The sequence below is a fragment of the Paenibacillus oenotherae genome, assembly GCF_019443105.1.
Classification (GTDB): Bacteria; Bacillota; Bacilli; order Paenibacillales; family Paenibacillaceae; genus Paenibacillus_Z; species Paenibacillus_Z oenotherae.
The window spans coordinates 279546-305051 of the sequence record NZ_JAHZIJ010000003.1 but is presented as its reverse complement, the minus strand read 5'-3'; the positions used below and the strand labels follow the sequence as shown (position 1 = coordinate 305051).

Sequence of the window (25506 nt, the reverse complement as noted above, 5' to 3'; positions counted from 1 at the left end):
TCGGAACCGTTCATCACGGCTCCTCTCTCAGCGCTTCAATAATTTGGGCGGCGAGCTTCTCGCCGATAGACAGGGGCCGGAAATCTTCAATTCCGGCTTCTTTTATTTTCTTGATAGAGCCAAAATGCTTGAGCAGCAGCTTCCGCCGCTTCTCGCCAATGCCCGGTATCGCATCAAGGCGCGAGGCGACCATCGACTTGCCCCGCTGCTCACGGTGGAACGTAATGGCAAACCGGTGCACCTCATCCTGAATGCGCTGCAGAAGGTAGAACTCCTGGCTGTCCCGCGCCAGCGGCACAATCTCGGGAGGATCGCCGATCATAAGCTGGGCGGTTTTATGCTTCGCATCCTTGACCAGCCCGCATACAGGTATCGCAAGTCCGAGCTCATTCTCCAGAATGTCCAGTGCAGCAGAAATTTGTCCGCGTCCTCCATCCACTACAATAAGATCAGGCGGCTGAAGATCATCCTTGAGCACGCGCTCATAGCGGCGGCGGATGACCTCGCGCATCGTCTCGTAGTCGTCCGGCCCTTGAACGGTGCGCACCTTGTATTTGCGGTACTCCTTGCGGTCCGGCTTGCCATCGGTGAATACGACCATAGCGGACACCGGATTCGTTCCCTGAATATTAGAGTTATCGAACGCCTCAATCCGGCTGGCCGTTGGCAGTCCCAGCACTTCGGCAAGTCCCTCCGAGGCCTTGAGCGTTCGCTCCTCATCCCGTTCTAGGAGGCGGAATTTCTCATCTAGCGATACTTTGGCATTATCTACAGCCATCGCTACGACCTCCCGCTTGCGGCCGCGGCGCGGAATGAACACTTTCACCTTGAGCCACTCCTGCAGTGTAGAGCCGACCTCCGCCGCCTCTGAGCCCGATGCGGGCGATTCCTCATCCTCTTGCTGGGCGTCTGCGGACAGGGGCTGCTCCGGCGCGGCAGACGCTGCCGTTTCGGGTGCCGCATCGACGGCCGCTAATGCTGCAACAGTGCCGGAATTTGCGTCTTCTTCCCTCTCTGCAGATTCCGTCCCCTCGGGCGGCGCTGGCAGCAGAATCTCCTTGGGCAGAGCCGGGTTGTCACTGTAATACTGCGTGACGAACGTCATGAAATCATCATAAGGCTCGCCATAATACGGAAAAGTCGTTGCGCGGCGCTCAATCATTTTGCCATGGCGCATATAAATGATCTGGACGCACATCCAGCCCTTATCCGTGTAGTAGCCGAAGACGTCGCGGTCCATTGCGTCCGTCATATTAATTTTTTGCTTCTCCATAACAGCATCGATGGCAATCAGCTGATCGCGGAATTCTTTGGCCCGCTCGAATTCGAGCGCCTCGGCAGCTGCCGCCATTTTTTGCTGAAGCGTCTTCTTGACTTCATCATGCCCGCCATTCAGGAAGCGTGTAATTTCCTGCACCATGGACTCGTACGTCCCCGGCTCAACCTCAAACTCACAGGGCGCGATGCATTGGCCGATATGATAATACAGACATACCTTGTCGGGCAATGTGTTGCATTTGCGCAGCGGGTAGAGGCGATCCAGCAGCTTTTTGGTCTCCTGGGCGGCGTAAGCGTTCGGGTATGGGCCAAAATATTTGCCTTTGTCCTTAACGATCCGGCGGGTTACCTCAAGCTTGGGATGCTTCTCGTTCGTTATTTTGATATATGGAAAAGTTTTGTCATCCTTCAACAATACATTGTAACGAGGAAAATATTGCTTGATCAAATTGCATTCCAGTATGAGTGCTTCCATGTTGCTTGAGGTGACAATATATTCGAAATCGCGAATTTCCGATACGAGCCGCTGCGTTTTGCCGTTGTGGCTTCCGTTGAAATAGGAACGAACGCGATTTTTCAGAATTTTGGCTTTGCCCACATAAATTACGGTGCCGTCCGCATTTTTCATTAAATAACAGCCCGGCTTATCCGGCAGCAATGCAAGCTTGCCGCGAATAAGCTCCGCTGCCAAACGAGCTGTCAACTGTTCCTCCATCCCGTTTCTCCTCTCGCCGTGTTATCCTTCTATTGTAGCATAGCATCGGGATGAATGCGGGGAACGCATTTTCCGTTTCCGGCAGGACAGATTGCAATTCGCCTCATAATTGTCACGAACGGCGGCTTTACAATGATTCGTGAAGTTGGGTATACTAAGGGGAGCATTTGTTGACTCGAGGAGGAAATATAGCTATGGAAAACGTTAGAGATCCGCGCGAGCATTTGAACGAAGAACCGCGCGACGACCTATTTGATGTTGCATTCGGATTCGCTGGCTTCTTCGGCGTTATGTTCATCCTGTTCGCCGTTGCAGTGATCATTAAATTTATTATTTCGTAACGACCCGTTACAAGTGAGCTTCGCTCCGGACTGCTGTCCGGGCGGAGCTTTTTTCATCTATATCCCATTTGATAATTGTAAATCATCCAGGATATTTTCTCGCGGCCTGGCATATGCTACGAGAAGAAGACCAAGCACCAGCCGTGAGAGACCGTACCGGTTTCTTGCGGCTTTTATTACGTGAGCAGGCTAGCGATTGGTCGATTGGCCCCTCGCATGTCCACCAGCTTGCCGATGTTTGTAACACGATAATTCCTGCTTACAGCAGATGCTCCCCCTGTTACTCGCGCTGAGAGCCGATTTTATCCGCTTACAGCAGTGCCATTGATGCAGGATACGATGTTCATTTGGTTGTAAACGGGTTTTTCCCGCTTACAGATTAGGAGAGCTTGCTTGGAAAATTACAATAAGACGGAAATATCCTTTTACATCATGTATCAACCTTTAGCACCACGCTTGTATAGGATTCTTCTGCCAAAATAGACTTGATTCGGAACCATTTGCATAGTACAATTGCTACATATTAGTTGGTTGTGAAGCACACACCGCTCATTTGGAGACGCATTCCGTTTCCGAATAAGCGGTTTTTTATTTGGGTACATAAAGGGCAGGGGGATAGATAGGATGGGGTTTCAGTATGCTTTTGATCATTGGATAGAGAAGCATATCGGGCTGAGGAAGGGTGAGAATAAGCGTCGATTGGCTCAAGGTCTGGGCCATGCAGAGAAGCTTTTTCTCAAACAAGTCTGGTATCCGGCTTTCAGGCAATTTGATGGCCTGCATCCCGAGTATGAGGTGGCAGATTTTCGGGATGGTTCGAGGTTTTTGGATTTTGCCTATTTCCGTTTCCCCCTCAAGCTCGCCATCGAGATTGACGGATATGGTCCGCATGCAACCCATTCAAGCAGATGGCATTTCGCGGACTCCCTTATGCGCCAGAATCATCTCGTTATCGACGGCTGGCGCGTATTAAGGTTTGCATACGATGATGTATCGGACAAACCGCGCATGTGTGAACAAGTGATCCAACAATTTGTCGGCTCCTGGATCGGCAGCAATAGTCCTGCCAAGCCTGCTGGCGCGGCTGATATTATTGAGACTGAAGTACTCAGGTTGGCTATTCGGTTAGAAAGATATCTGCGCCCGAGCGATGTCTGCCAGCTGCTCCAAATTAGACATGATAAAGCTCGCAGCATCCTGCACAGCATGGTCAAAAAGCAAACCCTGCTTCCTGCTGGAAAAGGGACTCAGCGAATTCGCTGCTTCAAAGTCAATCGTGAACATATGAATGACAGAACTTGGTGTTGATGCTTTTGGTGTTGATGCTTTTGATGCTGATGTTCTTGGTGTCGATTCCATCAATCGTTATTCTCAGCTAGCATTGCTATACCGAATTTGCACCTGCTTGCCTTCGCTTTCGAACCGTTCCTTAATATTGTTCAGTGCCAGACGGGCGGAGTGATCCCACACATGCGCCTTGGTCAGATCAATGATGATATGATCCCCGTCATCGTCAAAGACCATGCTTTGATTAAGCTCCTCAGCTGAGCCGAAGAACAGCTGTCCTTGCACCTCATAAGTTCTTTTGGAGCCATTTTGCCGATGATGAATTTGAATTTTGGTAGCGGCATGGTAGACGAATACGAAGAAGCTCATTGCAACACCGACCAGAACTCCCTTGGCCAGATCATGTGTAATAACGGATACAACCGCTGTCACCAGCATGATAACGGCCTCACTGCGCGGAATCCGATGCAGCCTGGAAACATATTTCCAATCGAGAATTTCAACTACGATATAAAGCATGACACCCACTAGCGCAGCAATGGGAATAATCGATACGAGCTTGCCGAACAGCAGCACGAGCAAGAGCAGGAAGACCCCTGCGGTCAAATTGGACAGCCGTCCGCGTCCACCCAGCTTCACGTTAATGACTGATTCAGCGATAAGCGCGCAGCCTGCCATGCCTCCGAACAAACCGGTAACAAAGTTGGCTGCTCCTTGCCCTCTCATTTCCTTGTTCTTATCCGTCTTGCTGCGTGTCATATCATCTATAATATCTTGTGTCAGCAATGTTTCTGTATAACCCACGAAGGCTAGCGAGAGCGCAACCGGGAATATAATCATGAACGTGTTCCAGTTGAGATCAACAAGTGGTATGTGAAATTCCGGCAAGGCTGACGTAATAACCGCAATGTCGCCAACTGTCCGGACATCCCATCCGGTAGCGAAGCAAACAATCGTAACGGCTGCCACTGCCACCAGCGGCGAAGGAATCGCCTTAGTCAACCGGGGAAGCAGATAGATCACCGCTAATGTGACCGCGATCATCGCGTACATCCCCCATGACGCGCCTTCGAAATGCTTGAACTGCGAGATCAGGATTAGAATCGCGAGCGCATTGATGAATCCGATCACAACTGCATGAGGAACGAACCTCATCCAACGTCCCATTTTGAACACGCCCATCAGAAATTGCAGAATACCTGTTAATATCGTTGCGGCGAACAAATACTCTATGCCCTGCTGCGCGACCTATGCCGTCATCAAGACGGCCATTGAGCCGGCTGCCGAGGATAGCATCGCCGGACGGGCGCCGAAGAAGGCGAGCAGAATCAGAATACAGATGGACGAGTAAATGCCGACCATAGGGCTAACGCCCGCTATGAAAGAAAAGGCAATGGCATCCGGAATCAAGGCCAATGTCGCGGTAATGCCAGCCAATACGTCAAGTCTTATATTGGAGAACCATGCTTCTCTTAGCTTTTGAATCAAAACAGTAACGCTCCCTTCCCTCATTGCAAAGCCTGTACAATAACTATTGCACACCACTGCCAAGCTATAGAGAGGCCAGCAGCATGCTTCATCGCATTAATCAACTTTGCTATTATAATCGGAATCCAACCTTTTGAACACCCATACAAGCAAGAACCCCTGACCGCTCATTCGGCCAGAGGTTCTAATGCAGTTGCTCTTATTTGACGTACAATCGTCCTGATTCTTCCCATATTTCACCCGGCTTCAGGCTGAACAGTCCAATCTGATCCGCTGGCAGGTCCACCTGAGGCGCGTTAACAAGATTAATCTGCGGCTCAGGACAGAGGAAGCCTTCTTTCCCGAAGTTGTTCCAGATCATCCAATGCTTAAAAGAAACGCCAACATCATAAATTAAAGTAACAGCCTGCTTCGTATCGGTAAGCTCCATCCGGTTGCGTCCATTCTGAGGCGCTGCCCGATAATGGTTGTCCATCTCTCCCCCGAACGGGTAGATGCCCGTATCCCGCAGCTGCTCCTCCTCCGCTGTCAGCTGCTGATATTTGCCCGTTGGCAGCATCCGCTCGTCCAGCTCCCAGCGCTCGCCAATCGTCACCTTCACACGGCAATCCTTTGCGGTGCTGCCCGGTGCGAACGGGGCGTTAATTGCGGTATGGAACGCCAGCAGACACGGCATCTCATCATCACCTTCATTGCGGATCATGACCTGCTGCTGCAAGCCATCCTCACTAATCGAGTAACGGAGCTTAATTGTAAATTTATGCGGGAAATATCGGTAAACCTCATGCTTTTCATCTATTCGATTCGCAATGGTTACGAAGCTCTCGCTATTCGTATGGCCAAACTCCACAACTGTCCAAGGTATGTCAGTAAAAAATCCATGCAAATGATTGCCCGTCTCCGCTTCGTTCACCGGAAAATGATAGGTTCGGCCGTTCCATGGAAACTCCCCGTCCTTGTAGCGGTTTGGCGGGAACAGCACAGGAATGCCGTACACAAAGGGACGCGCCTTGAATTTGTTCATGCCATCCTCATCTTCAGGCTCGCGGAGGAAACGATATCCGCTCTCGGTGTCACGAAATGCTATGAGGTTGCCACCATTATCCGGCAGAAGCGCCGCTTCATAGCGACCGCCTTCCAGCCAAATGGCTTTCTCGCCCAGATACATGTCTTCATAAGCTCTATGTTGTCTCAAATTCCCCACCCCTTCAGTCAGTATCGATTAATAGCTGCAATCATTGTAAACCGAGAATTCTTCATTCGTTTCCAGTCGATACATGACCGAATACCTCTGGTTCCAGCTGCAATAAATGGCTACAGCAGCACTCTCTTTCTTGAATACGCTGACTCCAGACAAGCATCTATCGCTTTCATGTTCGCGACAGCATCTAGCGGGCCGAACCGCGCTCGCTTCTCTCCCCACACAGAAAGCGCAAATTCATCCGCTTGCAGCGCATATTGGTTCAGCATCTCCTGCGGCTCCTTGCGCACGCCCTCTCCTGTATGGATTAAGATACTGGCCTTCTCAAAGACAAAAGCAGAAGGAACTTCAATGCGGCCCTTAGTTCCCAGAACCTCAAGCGTATTGCGAAACGCAGCCCACATGCCGCAATCGAACGTCAGCGCCACTTTGCCTGGAAACTCCAGAATACCGGACGCCATCATATCGACGTGATCATGCTCCGGCGATAGGAATGCGTGCACCGTTGCCGCCTCCGGCTCTGCTCCAAGAATCATTCGCGCTGCGCTGATCGGATAACAGCCAACGTCATATAGCGATCCTCCGCCCCATTCTTTGCGGTAACGGACATTCGTCTTATCCTCGGCATTATTGAATGTAAAAACACCATGAATGCCTCTCACCTCGCCGATTTCTCCGGAGAGAATGATCTCTTGAATCCGGCTGTAACGCGGATGATGGCGGTACATGAATGCTTCCGACAGTTGAACACCCGATAATCGGCTTGTCTCCGCCATCCGCTGCGCTTCCTCCGCATTCAGCGCTATTGGCTTCTCGCAAAGCACATGCTTGCCAGCTTCCATAGCCCGAATGCTCCATTCCATGTGCAGATGATTCGGCAGCGGTATGTAGATCGCATCAATTTCCTCATCCTCAAGCAGTTCCTCATAGCTGCCATATGCCCGAGGAATATTGAGCTTAGCCGCCGTTTCCAGCGCCTTGTCGATTCCGCGGCTCGCAATAGCAGCAACTTTGCCCGAATTGGATTGATGAATGCCGGGAATAACTGAATTTACGGCAATACCTGCACAGCCCATAACTCCCCATCGAAGCTCTCGTGTCAATACGAACACCTATCCTCTCTGATTGTCCACTTATGATGTCTTTGTTCGTCCTTTCCTATCACTGCGAGTTTCTGCGGCGACGGCGAATTGCTGCCCTTGCAACACGACGCAAAGGCTGCTTATTCACCTTCGCTAGCCAGGGAAACCACAAGGCTGATTTCCGCGCCTGCCTATATTCTTCTCCTCCGTGTAACGAAGCTCCTTCTATGGTAAGATGATTAAATCGACACAAGTGACACATAGAGGTGAATCATATGGACAAGTTGAAGCAGGCCTATGAGCGAATGGGTCTACCCGAGAATGCCAGCAAAGAAGAAGTGGAGCAACGATTCTCCATTCTGGCCCGCCAGGCTCGATCCCGAAAGCAGCGCCAGAGCAGCTCTGACCCTGAGAGCGCTGAGGATTCTTTTGCAGAGATCAGCAGCGCGTACCGGCTCATCCTTGGGCTCGATGATCAGAGAACGGTAGATCAATTTACTGAAAAAGAATACGGCAAATACAAGAAGTTCGCAGGCGCAGCCGAGAAAACCGATCACTTTTTCCATTATTATAAGTTTCATCTGCTGGGCGGTATTCTCGTTATCGCTCTTCTGATCTACGGCATCCAGATTTACCTGAATTATCAGGCTGAACAGGAAAGGCTGGCCAACCTGCCTCCAATCGATTTATCCGTCATGTTTATCGGTGATTTTGGCAATCAAGAAAGTGATGAGCTGGAAATTGCCGAGAACGCATTGCTCGCACAGTTCCCGGAATGGAAGCGAACCGCAGTCATGATCACTTATTTGCCCACTTTACCTGAGGGACAGACGGATTTCGTGCTGCAGCAGAAAGCTGTCATAACTTTGATGACCGAGAAGCCCGATGCGTTCATCATGGATCGTTCCGCCTTCGCATGGCTGAGCAGCCAGGGCGTGCTCAGAAACCTCGATGCTGAAGCAGCCGGCTTGTTCCAGCCCCATTTGCCGCCTGATTCGGCAATGAAGGCTAAAGCAGCAGAGGATACTGCCGAGCATATTTACGGCATTGATCTTAGCTCCAGTCCGCTGGCTCAGAAGCTGCCGCTGAAGTCGAACAACGAATTTATATATGGCTTGCGTACCGGAGGCAACAATGATGCCAAGGCACTGCATTTCATTACCAACTATATAAAGCCAGAATGATAATAATAAACCTCCACTCTCACTTAACTGCCCCTATTGTTAGATTGTGCTGACAATAGGGGGGCACATTGCAACCAGTTAGGTGAGTCGGTGGAGGTTTTTAACAGCGGGAGCTCCTGGGGATGCGTAAAGGAAGCCTGCGATCGTGCAGCAATTTCGGTAAAAAAAGCGGTGGGAGGTAGAATGCCTGCGATAGCGCAGGCATATATGGTGGAAAAAGCAAATAAGAGCATAAACGATGAAATTTCCTGCTTATTTGCAGGTATTCGCACTTCAGTAGCCCGGAACCGAGTAAAAGCCTGCTATTTCGCAGGAATGTTCGCTGTTGATGGAGCTCCCCCCGGCAGCAGTAATTTGATCGACCACGATCATACAAGGCCATGCGATTCGCCGGGAGCTCCAATCCAATGTCGCTTAAAGCTCCACTGGGCGGACCCGAAGGGGCTTTAAGCGATGCGGTGGCAATATTCAGAGCCGCTCCCTTCATACGGAGCAGACGAGAAGCTGGCTCAGGCCGGGCTATAGCGCTGCTTCAACTTCCTGCAGTGACGGCATGCCGTCCTGTGCTCCGAACCTCTGTACAGAGAGGGAGGCAGAGGTGACAGCCAGCGCGGCAGCCTCTGCCAATGGTTTGTGCTGCGCCAGACCGTACGCGAGGGCCGCATTGAAGGCATCCCCCGCTCCTGTCGTATCCACAACTTGAACGCGGGGGGCCGGACATGTATGCAGCTGCCCATCCTCCACATAGGAGCATCCCTTATCCCCCCGCGTCATGATCACCTTGCTGCTGTACTGCTTCTCCCATTCGATAATTGTGCTGCTCAGCAGGCTCTCGTCACTCTGACCGGACACGCCGCTAATTAGCTCCCATTCCGTCTCATTGGGCGTAACGTAATCCGTCAACAGCAGCAGTTCCTCGGGCAAAGCTCTCGCCGGTGCAGGATTAAGTATCGTTACTCTTCCCGCCTTCTTCGCGATAGTGAAGGCCTCGATGACCGCGTCAAGCGGAATTTCCAGCTGTGCCATGACTACATGGGCCGATGCGACCACTGTTTCATGCTGGCGGACATAGGCTGCCGAACATAGCGCATTGGCTCCGGCTACGACAATAATGCAATTATCCTCCGGCGTATGCGATATATGAGCCGTTCCCGTCATTATTTCTTCCATAACGCCTACCGCTTCAAGACCCACTCCGCTGGCAGCCAATCCATGGAGTACCGTTGCCCCGAATGGATCGGAGCCGATGCACCCTACCATAACCGTCTCGGCTGTCAAACGGCTGCAGCCCAGCGCTTGATTGGCCCCTTTGCCACCGGGTATATAATGAACGGCTTCACCCGTAATCGTTTCCCCAATTCTCGGGAGCCGCTCCACAGATACAACGACATCCATATTCAAGCTTCCAACGACCGCAATTCGAGGCTTGTTCACTATAGCATCCACACCCTTTTTGTCAATTGAACTAATAGGCTCTCTTAGTCTACTTTAGCTCCTAACGCGCGCAGAAAAGCCGCCCCATGGCTCATGTCCATACGTGCGCCCTTCAAATCCAGCGCTTTGAAGTCAACACCGTCCAATATCGCTCCTCTGAAATCCGTCCCCTGCAGATTCGTCTTGACCAGATGGGCGCCGGTCAGATCAGCCCCCCGCAGATCCGCTTTCTGAAGATTGCAGCTGTAGAGATCCGCTTCAATGAAGCGAATGTCGCGCAAGTCCTGCTTGGAGAGATTGTGATTGCGCAGATTCGTGTAAGACCAATCCCCTTTGCTCAAGGTAACACCGTCGAGCTGGGCTGCCGCGAAGTCCGAACCCGTCATTTTACAATTAATAAATTTGGCCACGAAAAGATTAGCACCGCTAAACTGACAATTCATAAAGGCCGAATCATTATGTATGGAGGCATTCAATCCCGCATCTCTAAAGTCGCATTCAATAAAGCTGCAGCCTATCGTATTGATCTCTTCCAATGATGTCCCGCGAAAACTGCACTTCTTAAACGTACAATGCTGGAGCTCTCCATCCCGCTTGTCGGAATAGCTGAAATCCACTCCTTCATATGTCTCGTCTATATATTGATACATGAGCGTTCATCCTCTCACCTTACTGATACTTTACATGATGTCTGTTCTTTTTTTATTCTAGCACGAACTGCCCGCCCTGCGGTATGGCATCAACGTCCGGGTTCAACAGTTCGACATCATTTATTCAGACATAAGACACAATTGTATGTGAAAAATATCACATATCTGTTTATAATACTAGTAAGATTATCACATACTTAGACTTTGGAGGGATGGGATCAGGATGGAGAATAACCGCAGTTCGAAGGACAATCGCGTTGCCAAGCAAGAGAAAAGGCTCATTATCCTCTGTATTGTGGTCGCAGCCGTTATGCTGCTGGCCTTATCCCGAAGAATATTCAGTTGATGCCTGAACAGGTAATAGTAAACATAGCACAACAAGCTGGAGGGGATTCTAGATGTTATTAAGCGCATACGATCCGGTCATGTACAGCCGGATTTTGACGTCATTTACACTTTTCTTTCACATTATCTTCGCAACGCTTGGAGTTGGCGTCCCGCTGATGATTGCGCTTGCCGAATGGATCGGCATTAAGCGGAATGATCCGCATTACCTGCTTATGGCCCGCCGCTGGGCGCGCGGCTTCGTCATTACAGTCGCCGTCGGTGTTGTGACAGGTACGGCGATCGGCTTGCAGCTCAGCTTGCTGTGGCCTAGCTTTATGCGTGTTGCGGGACAGTCCATCGCACTGCCGCTGTTCATGGAGACGTTCGCTTTCTTCTTCGAAGCGATCTTTCTCGGCATTTATCTGTATACGTGGGACCGGTTCAAGAATCGAATGGTTCACTTCTGGCTGCTTGTGCCTGTCGTGCTCGGCTCGTCCGCATCGGCGTTCTTCATTACCATCGTGAACGCGTTTATGAATGCGCCTGCCGGCGTAACTGTGGAGAACGGCAAAATCACCGATATCGAGCCATTCGGAGCTATGCTCAGTCCGGCGATGCCGACCAAGGTGTCGCATGTGCTGATTACCGCCTACTTAACCTGCGCTCTTGTGCTTGCAGCAATTGCAGCTTGGTCGCTGCTCAAGGGCCGCAATCATGTCTATTACAAGAAAGCGCTCCGTCTGACGATGGTTTCCGCCTTCGTCTTCATTATCGGCAGCGCCATTATCGGCGACCTGTCCGGCAAATATTTGGCCAACTACCAGCCCGAGAAGCTGGCTGCCATGGAATGGCATTTCGAGACATCCGAGAAAGCTCCGCTCGTGCTCGGCGGTATACTGACCGAGGACAATGAGATCAAGTACGGACTCGAAATTCCTTATGCGCTCAGCATTCTTGCTCACGGCCTGCCGAATGCGGAGGTCACCGGACTGAATGATATCCCTGAGGATGAGCATCCGCCGCTCATAATTCACTACCTGTTCGATATGAAAATGGGGCTTGTCGCGCTTATGACGCTTGTCGCAGCCGCCTTCATGTTCCTGCTCTGGCGCAAAAGACATCTCGCCTTCTCGAACAAATGGATGCTGCGCGCCATCATCGTTGCCGCGCCTGTCGCGATGCTGACGATAGAGCATGGCTGGATCTTCTCCGAGATCGGGCGTCAGCCCTGGATACTCCGCGGCATTATGAAGACATCGGAGGGTGCGACCGTATCCGATCATGTCGATACAATGCTGCTGCTCTTCTCCTTGCTGTATATCGTTCTCGGCGTAACATCTGTTCGCGTGCTTACACGAATGTTCCGCAGCAACCCGGCGGAAGAGGAGATGAAGTCACGAGGCATTGAAGGGGGCGACAACGCATGAGCTATGAAGTGCTTGGAATTACCGTACTGTGGATCTTTCTATTCGGCTACCTGATTGTAGCCTCTATTGACTTCGGCGCCGGATTCTTCAGCTACTACAGTGCGATAACAGGCAAGCGCCATCTCATCAACAATATTATTGAGCGCTACCTCTCGCCCGTATGGGAAGTTACGAATGTGTTTCTCGTCTTCTTCTTCGTTGGTATCGTCGGCTTCTTCCCGGATACCGCCTATTACTTTGGCACCGCGCTGCTCGTGCCGGGCAGTGTCGCCGTCATTCTGCTGGCCATTCGCGGCTCCTACTATGCCTTTAACACGTACGGTACACGGAGCAAGACGCCTTACGTATTTCTGTACGGCGCAAGCGGGCTCTTAATTCCGGCCTCGCTCTCCACCGTAATGACTATATCGGAGGGCGGATATATTGAGGTGGACGCGAGCGGCAAGCTGACCTTTCTGTACGGCAAGCTGTTCACCAGCACCTATTCATGGGCAGTCGTCCTGCTGGCGATTGTAAGCGTGCTGTACATCTCGGCGATGTTCCTCAGCTACTATGCGAACCGTGCCAATGACCGCATTGCCTTCGAGATCGTCCGCAAATATGCGCTGGCGTGGAGCGGGCCGACCATTCTGAGCAGTCTGCTTGTCTTCTTCGCTATTCGCGGCCATAATGCGGAGCACTTTGACCGGATGACATCCCTCGCCTGGATGTTCGTTGTTTCCTTTGGCTGTTTCCTAGTAGCTGTCTATCTGCTGTGGACACGGAAGCGGCTCGGGCTCGCTTTTATATTCGTCATGCTGCAGTTCGGGTTCGCCTTCTTCGGCTATGGCGCCGCGCATCTGCCGTATATTCTGTATCCGTACTTAACGATTCACGATAATTTCACCAGTGAACCGATGGCGCTTGCGCTGATCTCAGTCTTCATTCTCGGCTTGCTGCTGCTTGTCCCGTCGCTTTACCTGCTTATGCGGCTGTTTCTCTTCGATGCCAAATATGTGCAGGGCAAGCGCGGCAAATAATTATTATCGTTCATGGGAGGTAGGTAACAATGAATGAATTTCTGATCTTCGTAGCCCCTTTTCTCGTCGTGGCAATCGCCGTTGTCCTGCTGTTCTGGTGGGGAGCAAGAAAGCCAAGGCGTGAGCTTGAATAATGCAGCCGATTGACAAAAAAGCTCTTCGGGCGCGGCAATGCCAAGGACTGCATATGCGGCAGGCGCTGAAGAATACAGCTGCGCTGGAACGCGCACGCTAAGAGGGTCCGTTCATCTCTCCCACGAAAGGAGCAATGTGCATGACCTCTTCGCAAAGACGCCGGGAAAGCGCCTGGAAAAGCCGCAAGCAAAATCAGAAGCCGCATGGCGAGATCAAATCGCTCGCAGAGTTGTCAGATGAGAGCTCGTCCGGTGTAGCCGGCTATGAGAACAGCAAGCGCCATGAATAAGCAGTTGGCGTAAGGTTGGAGCAGCATTAGCTTGTGGCTGATATTCAGCTCCCACTTTGTATGTAATAAAGGGTTGTAAAGAACCTTCAACTCCACTTTTATAGTGGTTTTGAAGGTTCTTTTGTTTTTTTATGGGTTTGACTCACTCGGTGTTTCCCATTTGAGATATCCCCCTCGAACTGCTGTGAAAGCCAGACAATATGGCAGGGCTCAGTAATGGAAGCCGGTGTAAGTGGTATGTACAGAATTTCTGATTAAAAGAAGCGGTGCAATGTGGAATGCCTGCGATCATGTGACTGCCCACGTACTCCTTGCCAGAGGGCGATCGATCCGTAATTTCGAACGCCGAGACATACGAGATGTGAATTACGAGATGCGAGCCAGGTGAAACATGCGAAACGGCAGCTTTTTTCGCATTTCTGGCCTGACAAAGGTGAAAGGCCTGCCAGAGGGCAGGTTTCTCACCTTAGTTTCCCCTTATCGGCCGATTTTTCCCTAAATTCATGCATAATCGCAGGAATGTCCCCATTATGGCGTCTAATAACCGAAATTCATGCACATTCGCAGGCTTCTTACTCTGTCACGCTGCCTTCAGACCACACTTGGAGAAGGTGAAAGGCGCGCTGGGGAACCTTCTATGAACGGTTATTGCCGAAGCAGTTATGGCGCCGCAGTCGAGTATGAACCAAGAAGCGCGAGTGACAGGGGCGAAATCCCCTATCACTCGCGCTCTTTTACTCATCCCGATGTATGAAATTATTGCCCCGCTTGCGCGCCGTAATAGGCTTGCAGCGCATCTTTGATTCCAAGCGGATTTCTCCGCAGATCCTTGGCACTGAAGAAGGCATCGCCCTTTACAGCCTCAGGATAGTTGAGATTATACTTGAGCTGGTCAATAATCTCCTGCGCTGATTGCCAGCCGCTCTCCCCTGTTCCAAGCTTATAAGGAGAATGGCCGATGTAGAGATCGACATTCGTTCCCGCAACCTCGCCAGCCCACCAATCCACCAGCTTGTCATAACGAGCCGCATTGAAGGACAGGCTCCAGTAAATTTGGGGTACAACATAATCAATCCAGTCCTGGCGGATCCATGTTCTTACATCGGCGGACATGCTGTCATAAGCGGTAACGCCTGCGCTCGTATCGGAGCCGGTCACATCCTTCGCCTTGTTGCGCCATACGCCGAACGGACTGATGCCGAACTTAAGCTTCGGTTTGGCACTATGAATGGATTCCCCCAGCATCCGGACGAACGTATTAATATTATCGCGGCGCCAATCTTCCTTGGTGATCTGATGATTGGCATTGTATGTCCGGTACGTGGCATCGTCGTTTAATGCTCCGGAGGATGGATAGAAGTAGTCATCCAGATGAACGCCGTCAATGTCATAGCCGTTCACAACCTCCATGATCGTATCGATAATATGCTGGCGGGCGTCCGGAATGCCCGGATTGATGAGCAGTCCGTTCCCGGATTTCAGAACCCAGTCCGGCTGCGCTACTGCCACATGGTTGGGAGCCAGCTTGCTGAGATCCGAATCGGTATTCGCCCGGAACGGGTTGAACCAGGCATGAAAAGCCATGCCCCGCCGGTGAGTCTCTTCCACCATGAAGCCAAGCGGGTCGTAATCCGGTGCAGCGCCCTGCTTGCCTGTCAGCACCTTCGACCATGGCACGATGTCTGACGGATAGAGGGCATCACCAGATGGACGCACCTGCACGAACACTGTATTTATCCCCATCTCTTGCAGCTCATCCAGAAGATCACTATATTCCTGCTGCTGAAGCAGTTTGTTACCATGGGATCCCGTTGAAGGCCAGTCCAAATTATAGATAGTGGAAACCCAGACCGCCTTTAACCCCGACTTGCTTCCTCCCCCATTGCCAGCACCAGGATCAGGCATGAGCGTGCCGGAATTCAGATACACCGTCCGGGTCATCCCGTCCCATTCCACCTTTACGCCAAGCGCTTCTCCAACAAACCGCAGTGGAACCATAACTCTACCGCTCTTGAGCTCTGCAGAGGCATCAAGCGTAACGCTGCTTCCGCTTACGTCTGCCGTCTTCTGCCCCGGCCTCATAATAATCGTCGTCGTTCCTTGTCCAATCGTTACCTTCCTCGCAGCCGGAGACCAGTCCACTACAGCTCCGAAATTCTCACTAATAACACGCAGCGGAACCATCGTCACATTGGCCTTGGGAAGCACGTAAGGAGCGACATCACTGCTGATAAGCGAACCGTCCAATACGATGCGGATGTCCTTGGATGCTGCCTGCACACCTTCAGGAACCGGATTCACCGACAACAACATGCTGAACAATAATAGCAAGCTTGCGACTAGCCGAAATCTCATTTGCATTAATCCTCCGAGCCTTGAATTTGAGAATCAAGGAAAGATTCCCCTTTCATTAGACGCTTTACAGGCGGATTTGTTGCTCCTCTGCCCGATTATTGCGCCACCACGCCCCTGTCTGCTGCTGCCTGGCATGAAGAAGACCGGAGCTTAGCAGCCCCGGCCTTCACCGAATCTCGAATCCATTGCAGTCCTCAAACCGCAGATGAGTCACTATTCAAAATGGATCGCTTTGCCCGTCCGCGAGGACTCATACACCGCTTCAAGAATCTCCGAAACGACAAGCGCCTGCTCAGGCGTCACGAGCACGTCTTTATCATTAATAACGGCGTCGATCCAAGTGCGCATCTCCAGCTCTTCCGGGTTCTCGCTTGCGCCGTCATAGAATGCAACACCGCCGGCGTTCATCTCAACTTCATTGACATACAGACGGCTGTTCTTCTCACCGTTGATGCGCAGGCCTTTCTTCATATCAGCGCCTGCTTTGGTTCCGCATAGCGTAACTTTAGCTTCATCAACCTCCAGCGTATTAAGCGCCCAGCTCGATTCCAGCATAATCGATGCACCGTTCTCCATCGTAATCATCGCGAATGCCGAATCCTCTACCGTGAACTGCTTAGGATCCCATGAGCCGAATGCGTTAGCCGCATTCTCGGTCTGGGACAGCTTATGGTAAGCACGGCCCAGAACAACCTTGGGCTTGTAATTGTCCATCATCCACAGTGCAAGGTCAAGCGCATGCGTACCGATATCGATAAGCGGCCCGCCGCCTTGCTTCTCTTCATCCAGGAACACGCCCCACGTTGGAACCGCACGACGGCGGATCGCATGCGCCTTGGCAAAATAAATCTCGCCAAGCTCGCCTGCCGCGCAAGCATCCTTCAAATAGCGGCTGTCAGCGCGGAAACGGTTGTTGTAGCCAATGCTGAGCTTCCTGCCTGTGCTCTTCGCAACATCCAGCATACGGCGCGCATCATGTGCCGTCTTCGCCATCGGCTTCTCGCACAGAACGTGCTTGCCTGCTTCCATCGCTGCGATGGAGATTTCGGCATGGGAATCATTCGGTGTACAGACATGAATGACCGTTATGGACGGGTCACGCAGCATATCGTGATAATTGCTGTATACAGCCGCTTCCTGGTAGCCGAATCTGCGTTTCGCATCCTCCGCGCGTTCCACCACGATATCACAAAAGGCTACCATCTCTGCTTCATGGACTTTAGCTAAACTTGGCATATGCTTTCCATTGGCAATACCGCCGCAACCGATAATGCCGATACGTACTTTGGACATTGATTGTCTACCTCCAGTCAATTGTTCACCAATAATTACGGGAATTTTCAATTGTATGCTTGTTTCATCCCAGTTCAAACACTAGAATAAGTATAGTTGAAAATATGGGGCAAAGTATAGAATCGGAATGGCGTTGCTTTTATGCGATTTTGTCTTAGAAGGGGTGTCATCGTGGAAATTTATAATGAGAAGGTCGTATATGAAAACCCTCTTTTGTCGATTAGAGTATTTCAGGCCCAAAGGGACCACGATTTCTTCATCAATTGGCATTATCATCGGGAATTGGAGCTGCTCCTTGTGGAGGAAGGGATTCTCGATGTGTATATCGATGATGACTATATGCGGCTTCATACCGGAGATATCGCCATGATTGGAGTGAAGCAGCTGCACCGCGACCGCAGTCTCGGCGGCACGCTTAACTATATTGTGCTGCAATTTGATCTGGAGCAGTTCTTCGATCACAGCACCATGCCGTACATGCGCTTCTTCTCCGAGACGAAAAACCCGCTTAGCCGGGCGAATTATATTTTTCGCGAGAATGAAACAGCCAGAGAAGAAGCAGCCGATTGCATCCGGTCGATATTGCATGAGGTCACCTCGAAGCAGATCGGCTATGAGATGGCTGTCAATATGATTATTAAACGTTTTCTGCTGCTCCTCCTTCGCAACGATCCCGGCAGAGTGCTTGCTGAAAGCGAGGATTTCGACCGGCTGCGGCTCCGCGATGTGCTTGATTTCGTAGAGGATCACCTGTCTGAACGCATTCAGGTGGAGGAAGTGTGCAAGCTGGCGAATATGAGCTATTATTATTTTGTTAAATTTTTCAAGAAGGCGATTGGCTTATCGTTCACCGAATATGTGAATTACCGGAAGATCAAGTGGGCAGAGCGGATTCTGCTGACGAAGGATCTTAGTGTATCAGAGGTTGGCGACCGGATCGGGATGCCCAATATGGCGCATTTCTATAAAATGTTCAAAAAATACAACGACTGCTCGCCCAAACAGTTCCAGAAACGCATGCTGGCCTGGAACCGCCATTAAGCTGCGGCATTTCCGCGGGGTATTTCAATGCTGCGGCATGTTTGCAATGCTGCGGCGGTTCTACATTGTGCGACATGTTTGCAATGCTGCAGCATTCCGGCATTGCTGCGGCTTTTTCGGGCGTTGGTGGAGCCTGGCAAGGAGCCGAGCTTGTGCGGCCACTCATATTGAGCCTGCTGTAGAGAGTAGCAACTCCGTAAACATCGAATATTCCTGCGAAAATGCATGCTTTTCTTCGTTCCGGCCTGCTGGGGATGAAATGCCTGCCAACAAGCAGGAATTTCATCCCATTTTCCCTCTATCGGCCCATTCCACCACATATTCATGCCTAATCGCAGGAATTGTGCCAACTACGGCTTATTTAAGCCGTAAAGCCTGCTCATTCGCAGGCTTTCACCTCTACCTGCTTGAGAGCTGCCTCTTCTGCCACTACTTTATTCTACTTTCGCCTACGTCTACTGCCACTTACTCCCCACTACTGCCTCTTCTGCCACTACTTTATTCTACTTTCGCCTACCTCTACTGCCACTTATTCCCCCACTATTGCCTCTTCTGCCACTACCTTATTCTTCTGCAACCTGCCTCAGCTCCAACTACTCCCTCTTCCAGCTCTCCTGCTCTAATCTCTCTGCTGCCTTTCCCTGACCAAGTTGAAGTCAATGCCCCTTACAACACAAAAGCTGGGAGCACCGACTCACTTCGGTGTTCCCAGCTTCTTGGGCATTACGAGCTTGTAGCCGACGCCGCGGATCGATTCGATCTGCACCGATTGCTGGCCAAGCTCCAGCTTCTTGCGAAGCGAGCTGACATGCACATCAACCGTCCGCTGTCCGCCAATGTAATCAAATCCCCAAACAACATTCATCAGGTCATCCCGTGTGATAACCATGCCCGGACGCTGTACCAAATACAGCAGCACTTCGAATTCCTTCGGACGCAGCGGTACGGAATCGCCATTGAGGATAACTTCGTATTTCTCCGGATAGATGTACAGCTCACCTGCGGTAATGACCTTCTCCGAGGATTCACTGACTCTGCCCTCATCATGGTTCGTACGGCGAAGCACCGCTGATACGCGGGCCAGCAGCTCGGCGACACCGAACGGCTTCGTAATGTAATCATCCGCGCCGCATTTCAAGCCCTGTACGACCTCTTCCTCGGCATTCCGCGCTGTTAGCACGATTACCGGCGTCACATTGCCGCTCTGCCGCAGCCGTGACAATATCTCAAATCCGTTCATGCCCGGCAGCATGATATCCAGAATTATTAAATCAAATGAACGCTGCAGCGCCGTCTGCAACCCTTCAGTGCCATGGTCGATCACCGTTGTGTCGTACCCTTCCTGTGTCAGGTTGTAAGAGAGCAGCCTTGCGAGTGTCGGTTCGTCTTCAATAACCAGCACTTTCTGCGACATGTTGACCCCCAGCCTACGCGCTTGTTGCCTTTACGCGATTTGCGCTTTCTTTTTTACAAACTCATCATATCACTGTCTCCATTGGGGGTAAACCTTTTTTCTGTTCCTTCCGGCGCCCCATCCTGTTTCATGAACTGATTCCTTATCCGTCTGCCGGATGGCTTTATTCGCCAGGCTACTGCTGCAATACAGGCAGCTCGATCGTGAAGGTCGAGCCGATTCCGACATTGCTCTCCAACTGGATCGTGCCCTTGTGCAGCTCCACAAGATGCTTGACGATGGACAGGCCAAGGCCTGTTCCGCCTGAGCTTCGCGAGCGCGCCTTGTCTACCCGATAGAAACGTTCAAAGATGCGTGGGAGATCCTTCTTAGGTATGCCGATCCCCGTATCGGTTATGCTGATGCGAATATGCTCGTAATCGACATCCGCTTCATTCATGCCCTCCATCCATGGCTGCAGCACCGGCTCTACCAATATGGATACGACACCGCCATCCGGCGTGTAGTTGATTCCGTTGGACAATAAATTCATCACGATTTGGCGCAGACGATCCTCATCTGCCTCCACATAGAGCCCCGGCTCCACCTTCATCGTAAGCCCAATACTCTTGCGGGCGGCCTCCGATTCCATCAGCTCCACTGTCTTGCTGACGAACGGCCCCAGCTCAATAGGCGAGAACATAAGCGGCACCCGGCGAGACTCAATCTTGGACAGCTCCAGAATGTCGCCGATCAGCCGGTTCAACCGGTCGCTCTCATCATAAATAATTTGCAGAAACGAGCGAGCGGTCTCGGGATCGTTCACCGCACCGCCAAGAAGCGTCTCTGCGAAGCCTTTGACCGCTGCAATCGGCGTCTTCAGCTCATGAGACACATTAGCGACGAATTCGCTGCGCATCCGCTCCAGCCGCTTAATCGCCGATACATCCTGCAGAACAAGCAGCACGCCGCCGAAATCCTCATTCTCATCGAAGATCGGCACAAGATTGAGATCAAGCAGCCGCTCCTCGGGGAAATAAAAGGTAATCTCTTCGCGCAGATGCTCTCTCTGCTCAAGCCCATCCTGTATAATCTGAGCAAGCTCATATTGCTGCTTCGCTTCCGTATAATGGCGTCCGACAAGCTCGCGGGCTGAGAAGCCCAGCACTTCCTCCGCCCTTCGGTTGAGCAGAACGACCCGTCCCCCGCGATCAATCATCACGATTCCGTTGATCATATTATCGAGAACGCTCGCCAGCTGGCTTTCATTCTGGTGAATGCGGGCCATCTGCACCTGCAGCCCGTCTGCCATCGCATTGATGGCAAGACCAAGCTCCCCGATCTCGTCATTGCTCTTCACTGTCACCCGGGCGCGATAATCCATGGACTTGATCCGTTTGGCTACCCGGGTAATTTGCTCCAGCGGTCTCGTAAGGCCGCGGGCAATCCGGTAGCTGATCAGAGCAGCGACGGCAAACAGAATAAGCAGGCCGATGAAGAGCGCCATCCAGATGCGCTGCATGCTCGCATCAACCTCCTGCAAGCTGAGCGCCATCCGGATAATATCGGACTGCTGCTTGCCCGGCTCTACCTGCATAGCGACATAGAGCAGGTTCGCATCCAGCGTATCGCTATGGCGGATTGCCTTGCCGACCCCGCCTTCTCGTGCTTCGACAACCTCGATCCGATTGGCGTGATTATCCATCATCTTGGGGTCATGGTCAGAATCGCCGACAACGGTACCGTCCCCGCTTATAAACGTTATCCGTGATTCCGTTATTTCTTTGTAACGCACCGCTTTCTCCGTATAATACTCGTACAGCTCCCCCGGCTCACCATGTCTCCAGTCCATCCCATCCAGAATAATCTTCATCTCGCGCACCAGATTATCCTCCAGCGCATTAAGATGGTTAGTCTTGAATGTCTTGCCCATGAATATTCCGGCAGCAAGCACCGAGAAGCCGACCATAACGACCATAATAACCGTCAATCGTACGCGATAACTATTCATTCGTCTCATCCTCCAAGCATACATTCGCCCCTTATCGTACCTGTCCCTCAGGTTTCGCGCCAGCCTTTGAATTATTAAGTTTATGTAAAACATAATGATGCAAGGTGGCAAGCGGCTGCTGAATCATAATCGACAGCACGACCGGAACAGCAGCCAGCGGACTGAAATAGCCCAGCGCCAGCACGATACCAAGCGAGATGTTGCGCATGCCCGAGGCATAGGAGATTGTCACCTGCAGCTCCCGGTTGCGCAGCGGCGCTGTTCCGAAGAAGCCGACCGCATAGCACACCCCCACCATAACAATCGCAAGCGGCACAACCAGTAGAAGATCCCCCCGCAGCACAGTCAGATAGGGCTCGATAGCTGCTGCATTAAGCGCAACGACAGCAACGAAGCACAGCTTGGACAAGGGCGCCGAATAGGGGTGGACGGCCCCCTGAATCCGGCCCTTCGTTGCTTCATGAAGCAGGACGCCAAGGGCTGTAGGGACGACAATGATCAACAGCAGGTCGGCAATCATTTGTCCCGTCTCAATCTCGATATCCGTCCGGAAGAAGAAGTGTATCCCTGCCGGAATAACGAAGGGACTCAGCGCCGAATCGATCACGACCATCGCGAGAATAAGCGGAACGCTGCCGCCGGACATCCCGACCCACAGCACGGTCGAAATACCGAGCGGTATAATAGTGAACAAGACAAGACCGACCACATAGGGCGAATCCGCTCCAAGCACCAGCACGCCCAGCCCGTAAGCGATCAATGGCGACAGAACATGGGCAAGAATGAACGTCCACAGCATAATGCCGGGCTTGCGGATGACCGCCTTCAGATGCCCAATGCCGCAGCCCAGCGCCATCGTCAGCGTAACATAGGCGAAGAGATAGGGGACAGCGGGTACGAACCGGTGCAGCAGCGGCGCAAAAAGAAATCCCAGGACAAGAGATCCGGGGATAATAAGAAACATCCATTGTTCAAACCTTTTATTGAAAGCCAATCCTAAAGTGCGCGTAACGCATCCCTCATTTGTATCGATGAATGAGCCGAGATGAAGATTCCGCCGGGGCAAGCTCCTTCCGGCTCCGTACTGAATTACGAATTAACTGAATACAGGGTCCTTGAACTGGGACAGCTTCGCGAAGGAGTCCTGTTCGACATTGGCATGCAGGCTGTTGCCATGCGCGTCCATCGTAACGATAGCGGTGAAGCCTTTCGTCTGCAGATGCCACATCGCTTCAGGAATTCCGAACTCCATGAAGTCGACGCCATTGACCTTCTTGATGCATCTCGCATAATATTGCGCAGCTCCGCCGATTGCGTTCAAGTATACGGCGCCATGCTCCTGCAGGGCAGCCAATGTTTTGGCTCCCATGCCGCCCTTGCCGATTACGGCGCGGATGCCGAATTTTTTAATAATCGTGCCCTGGTAAGGCTCCTCGCGGCTGCTTGTCGTCGGTCCGGCCGCTTTGACATGCCACTCGCCAGCTTGATCCTTCATCATAACCGGTCCGCAGTGATAAATAACGGCGCCGTTCAGATCGATTGGAGCATCGTGATCCATCAAATGCTTATGCAGCGCATCGCGCCCTGTATGCATTTCTCCATTAATAGTGACGATATCGCCAACCTTGAGGCTCCGCACCTGCTCTTCTGTTATCGGCGTTTGCAGAACGATCTCGCGGCTTTCTTCCTGATGCTCTGCCACGGCTTCCACAGCAGCTTCAGCGGATTTCAACTTCATCGGCGTGCCTGTACCACTCGGATAGATCCATTCCTTGATCTCGCCGGAGGCCGAGTTCAGCAGTACGCCTTGACGGCGGTAAGCCCAGCAGTTGTAAGCAACCGAGACGAAGAAGCTTGCCGGAAGCCGGTTCATAACGCCCACTTTGCAGCCAAGCAGCGATACTTCTCCGCCGAAGCCCATTGTGCCGATTCCGAGCTTATTGGCATTCTCCATTACGTATTCTTCCAGCTGGCGAAGCTCGTTATTTGGGTTCGTATCCTGCGTATGGCGGAACAGCTGCTGCTTGGCAAGCTCATAACCGGTCGTGCGGTCGCCCCCGATGCCAACACCGATGAAGCCCGCGCTGCAGCCCTGGCCTTGCGCTTGATATACCGCGTGCATGATGCATTTGCGAATGCCGTCAAGATCGCGGCCTGCCTTGCCCAGACCTTCAAGCTCAGTAGGGAGGCTATATTGAATATTCTTGTTCTCGCAGCCGCCGCCCTTGAGAATAAGACGCACATCGATGTCATCCTTCTCCCATTGCTCGAAGTGGATGACCGGCGTGCCGGGGCCAAGGTTGTCCCCTGTATTCGCGCCTGTCAGCGAATCTACCGAATTGGTGCGCAGCTTGCCATCCTTCGTCGCACGCGCGATTGCGCTGCGAATCTGGCTCTTCATAATCATTTGGTTCGCGCCTACCGGCGTATGCACGACAAAGGTAGGCATTCCGGTATCCTGGCAAATTGGCGAAACATTGTTCTCCGCCATCTCAATGTTGGTCGCAATTGTGGAGAGCGACAGGCCTGCTCGCGTAGCGCTGTCTTCGACTTCCTGGGCCGCTTGGATCACTTCCCGAACGTCGCCTGGCAGATTGGTAGAGGTCTCTACGATAAGTTTATATACGCTTTCTTCGAAATGCTGCATCAGTAATGATGACTCCTCTCTCTAGTCGCGTTTGTGTATTCACTATATAATATAATAGCATATACAGCACCCGATGTGTGGCAGTTTCATGGCTGCTGCGCGAGGGTTGGCAATATGGATTCCATTGAAGGGGAGCGAGCACGAGAGTGGACAGCCATAGTCATTTTATCGCCCATATGTACCGGTTGAGATATATCGAGCGTTGGAGCCTCATGCGCAATACGACCCGTGAAAATGTGGCCGAGCACTCCTACCATGTCGCGCTGCTTGCCCACATGCTGTGCGAGATCGGCAATCATATCTATGGACGGTCGCTTAATGCCGACCGGGCTGTAACGATGGCGTTATTCCATGACGCCACCGAAGTATTCACCGGCGATATTCCAACGCCCGTGAAGCATCATAATCCGAAAATGCTGTCAGCCTTTCGCGAGATCGAGTCCCTTGCCGCTGAGCGGCTGCTGGGCATGGTGCCCCAGCAATTGCATGACGTCTACGCTCCGCTAATCGGCGGACATGGCGATGCCAGCGGCAATAGAGGTGCGGCTGCCGGCACGGGCTTGGCTGCTGCCGCGGGCGGCGCTATGGCCAGCGACTATGAGCTGCATAAAATACTGAAAGCAGCCGACCTGCTGGATGCCTACATCAAATGCCTGACCGAATTGTCGTCCGGCAATCGGGAGTTCGCCGTCGCCAAAGGCCAGACGGAGAACAAGCTCGCTCTGCTTGCCATGCCCGAGGTGGACTGGTTCCTCTCCCACATGGCGCCAAGCTTCAGCATGACGCTCGATGAGTTGTCGAGGGAAGACTGAGTCCCGTTGATAAACGGCCGCCGCTGCGGCATTGTACAAAAAGCCTGCATGTGGTCGGCCAACCGCCGTCATGCAGCGAAACACCGCGCCGGGAGCT

At 52.0% G+C, this 25506-nt stretch carries 22 protein-coding genes and 1 pseudogene; 10 read left to right on the top strand and 13 right to left on the bottom strand.

What is annotated here, in order from left to right:
* Nucleotides 1–13: 13 nt before the first annotated feature.
* Nucleotides 14–1993, bottom strand: a complete 1980-nt coding sequence (gene uvrC / locus K0T92_RS07525) for an excinuclease ABC subunit UvrC (protein ID WP_219871816.1) — start codon at nt 1991–1993, stop codon at nt 14–16.
* Between the two features lie 194 nt (nt 1994–2187).
* Here uvrC and K0T92_RS07520 point away from each other — a divergent pair, with 194 nt between their 5' ends.
* Both K0T92_RS07520 and K0T92_RS07515 read left to right on the top strand, forming a co-directional pair.
* Complete coding sequence (locus tag K0T92_RS07520; RefSeq protein ID WP_219871815.1) at nt 2188–2334, top strand: YqzM family protein; 147 nt, start codon at nt 2188–2190, stop codon at nt 2332–2334.
* A 624-nt stretch (nt 2335–2958) separates the two neighbouring features.
* Nucleotides 2959–3642: an endonuclease domain-containing protein gene (locus K0T92_RS07515; protein ID WP_219871814.1), complete on the top strand. Its 684-nt coding sequence runs from the start codon at nt 2959–2961 to the stop codon at nt 3640–3642.
* 63 nt (nt 3643–3705) lie between these two features.
* On the opposite strand, the gene K0T92_RS25470 is transcribed toward K0T92_RS07515, so the two are convergent.
* The 4 genes and pseudogenes from K0T92_RS25470 to K0T92_RS07500 all read right to left on the bottom strand — a co-directional run bounded on the left by K0T92_RS25470 (nt 3706) and on the right by K0T92_RS07500 (nt 7413).
* Nucleotides 3706–3990, bottom strand: a complete 285-nt coding sequence (locus tag K0T92_RS25470; protein ID WP_343223664.1) for an STAS domain-containing protein — start codon at nt 3988–3990, stop codon at nt 3706–3708.
* 57 nt (nt 3991–4047) lie between these two features.
* Nucleotides 4048–5133 (bottom strand): annotated as a pseudogene (locus tag K0T92_RS07510) (SulP family inorganic anion transporter); the annotation flags it as partial.
* A 175-nt stretch (nt 5134–5308) separates the two neighbouring features.
* Nucleotides 5309–6304, bottom strand: coding sequence for an aldose 1-epimerase (locus K0T92_RS07505; protein ID WP_246627950.1), 996 nt, complete (start codon nt 6302–6304; stop codon nt 5309–5311).
* A 119-nt stretch (nt 6305–6423) separates the two neighbouring features.
* On the bottom strand, nt 6424–7413 hold the full coding sequence (locus tag K0T92_RS07500; protein ID WP_246627981.1) for a Gfo/Idh/MocA family protein: 990 nt from the start codon (nt 7411–7413) through the stop codon (nt 6424–6426).
* 254 nt (nt 7414–7667) lie between these two features.
* Here K0T92_RS07500 and K0T92_RS07495 point away from each other — a divergent pair, with 254 nt between their 5' ends.
* Entirely contained in the window at nt 7668–8576 is a 909-nt protein-coding gene (locus K0T92_RS07495) for a J domain-containing protein (RefSeq protein ID WP_219871813.1), read from the top strand.
* A gap of 519 nt (nt 8577–9095) precedes the next feature.
* Here the strand turns inward: K0T92_RS07495 and rbsK are convergent.
* Entirely contained in the window at nt 9096–10010 is a 915-nt protein-coding gene (gene rbsK, locus K0T92_RS07490) for a ribokinase (RefSeq protein WP_219871812.1), read from the bottom strand.
* A 44-nt stretch (nt 10011–10054) separates the two neighbouring features.
* On the bottom strand, nt 10055–10660 hold the full coding sequence (locus K0T92_RS07485; protein ID WP_219871811.1) for a pentapeptide repeat-containing protein: 606 nt from the start codon (nt 10658–10660) through the stop codon (nt 10055–10057).
* Between the two features lie 223 nt (nt 10661–10883).
* Between K0T92_RS07485 and K0T92_RS25270 the strand changes: the two genes are divergently transcribed.
* The 5 genes from K0T92_RS25270 (at nt 10884) to K0T92_RS07470 (ending at nt 13857) form a co-directional block, all read left to right on the top strand.
* Complete coding sequence (locus K0T92_RS25270; protein ID WP_281423118.1) at nt 10884–11006, top strand: hypothetical protein; 123 nt, start codon at nt 10884–10886, stop codon at nt 11004–11006.
* 52 nt (nt 11007–11058) lie between these two features.
* Nucleotides 11059–12414, top strand: coding sequence for a cytochrome ubiquinol oxidase subunit I (locus K0T92_RS07480; protein WP_219871810.1), 1356 nt, complete (start codon nt 11059–11061; stop codon nt 12412–12414).
* The gene (locus K0T92_RS07475) at nt 12411–13433 is read left to right on the top strand and encodes a cytochrome d ubiquinol oxidase subunit II (protein WP_219871809.1); all 1023 of its coding nucleotides are present in this window, start codon (nt 12411–12413) and stop codon (nt 13431–13433) included. Before K0T92_RS07480 ends, K0T92_RS07475 begins: the two co-directional genes overlap by 4 nt.
* A gap of 29 nt (nt 13434–13462) precedes the next feature.
* Nucleotides 13463–13567: a cytochrome bd oxidase small subunit CydS family protein gene (gene cydS / locus K0T92_RS25605; RefSeq protein WP_425517630.1), complete on the top strand. Its 105-nt coding sequence runs from the start codon at nt 13463–13465 to the stop codon at nt 13565–13567.
* Between the two features lie 140 nt (nt 13568–13707).
* A complete protein-coding gene (locus K0T92_RS07470; RefSeq protein ID WP_219871808.1) occupies nt 13708–13857 on the top strand; it encodes a DUF6254 family protein in 150 nt (49 codons plus the stop codon).
* Between the two features lie 756 nt (nt 13858–14613).
* Here K0T92_RS07470 and K0T92_RS07465 read toward each other — a convergent pair.
* Nucleotides 14614–16212, bottom strand: a complete 1599-nt coding sequence (locus K0T92_RS07465) for a family 10 glycosylhydrolase (protein ID WP_219871807.1) — start codon at nt 16210–16212, stop codon at nt 14614–14616.
* A 213-nt stretch (nt 16213–16425) separates the two neighbouring features.
* A complete protein-coding gene (locus K0T92_RS07460) occupies nt 16426–17505 on the bottom strand; it encodes a Gfo/Idh/MocA family protein (RefSeq protein WP_219871806.1) in 1080 nt (359 codons plus the stop codon).
* Nucleotides 17506–17676: 171 nt separating this feature from the next.
* Between K0T92_RS07460 and K0T92_RS07455 the strand changes: the two genes are divergently transcribed.
* Complete coding sequence (locus K0T92_RS07455) at nt 17677–18546, top strand: helix-turn-helix domain-containing protein (RefSeq protein ID WP_219871805.1); 870 nt, start codon at nt 17677–17679, stop codon at nt 18544–18546.
* A gap of 694 nt (nt 18547–19240) precedes the next feature.
* On the opposite strand, the gene K0T92_RS07450 is transcribed toward K0T92_RS07455, so the two are convergent.
* The 4 genes from K0T92_RS07450 to K0T92_RS07435 all read right to left on the bottom strand — a co-directional run bounded on the left by K0T92_RS07450 (nt 19241) and on the right by K0T92_RS07435 (nt 24597).
* Entirely contained in the window at nt 19241–19960 is a 720-nt protein-coding gene (locus K0T92_RS07450) for a response regulator transcription factor (RefSeq protein WP_219871804.1), read from the bottom strand.
* A 175-nt stretch (nt 19961–20135) separates the two neighbouring features.
* The gene (gene pnpS, locus K0T92_RS07445) at nt 20136–21950 is read right to left on the bottom strand and encodes a two-component system histidine kinase PnpS (RefSeq protein WP_219871803.1); all 1815 of its coding nucleotides are present in this window, start codon (nt 21948–21950) and stop codon (nt 20136–20138) included.
* 31 nt (nt 21951–21981) lie between these two features.
* Nucleotides 21982–22914: a bile acid:sodium symporter family protein gene (locus K0T92_RS07440; protein ID WP_219871802.1), complete on the bottom strand. Its 933-nt coding sequence runs from the start codon at nt 22912–22914 to the stop codon at nt 21982–21984.
* Between the two features lie 132 nt (nt 22915–23046).
* A complete protein-coding gene (locus K0T92_RS07435) occupies nt 23047–24597 on the bottom strand; it encodes a fumarate hydratase (RefSeq protein ID WP_219871801.1) in 1551 nt (516 codons plus the stop codon).
* A gap of 176 nt (nt 24598–24773) precedes the next feature.
* On the opposite strand from K0T92_RS07435, the gene yfbR reads away from it, so the two are divergent.
* On the top strand, nt 24774–25409 hold the full coding sequence (gene yfbR, locus K0T92_RS07430) for a 5'-deoxynucleotidase (RefSeq protein WP_219871906.1): 636 nt from the start codon (nt 24774–24776) through the stop codon (nt 25407–25409).
* The last annotated feature ends 97 nt before the right edge of the window (nt 25410–25506 follow it).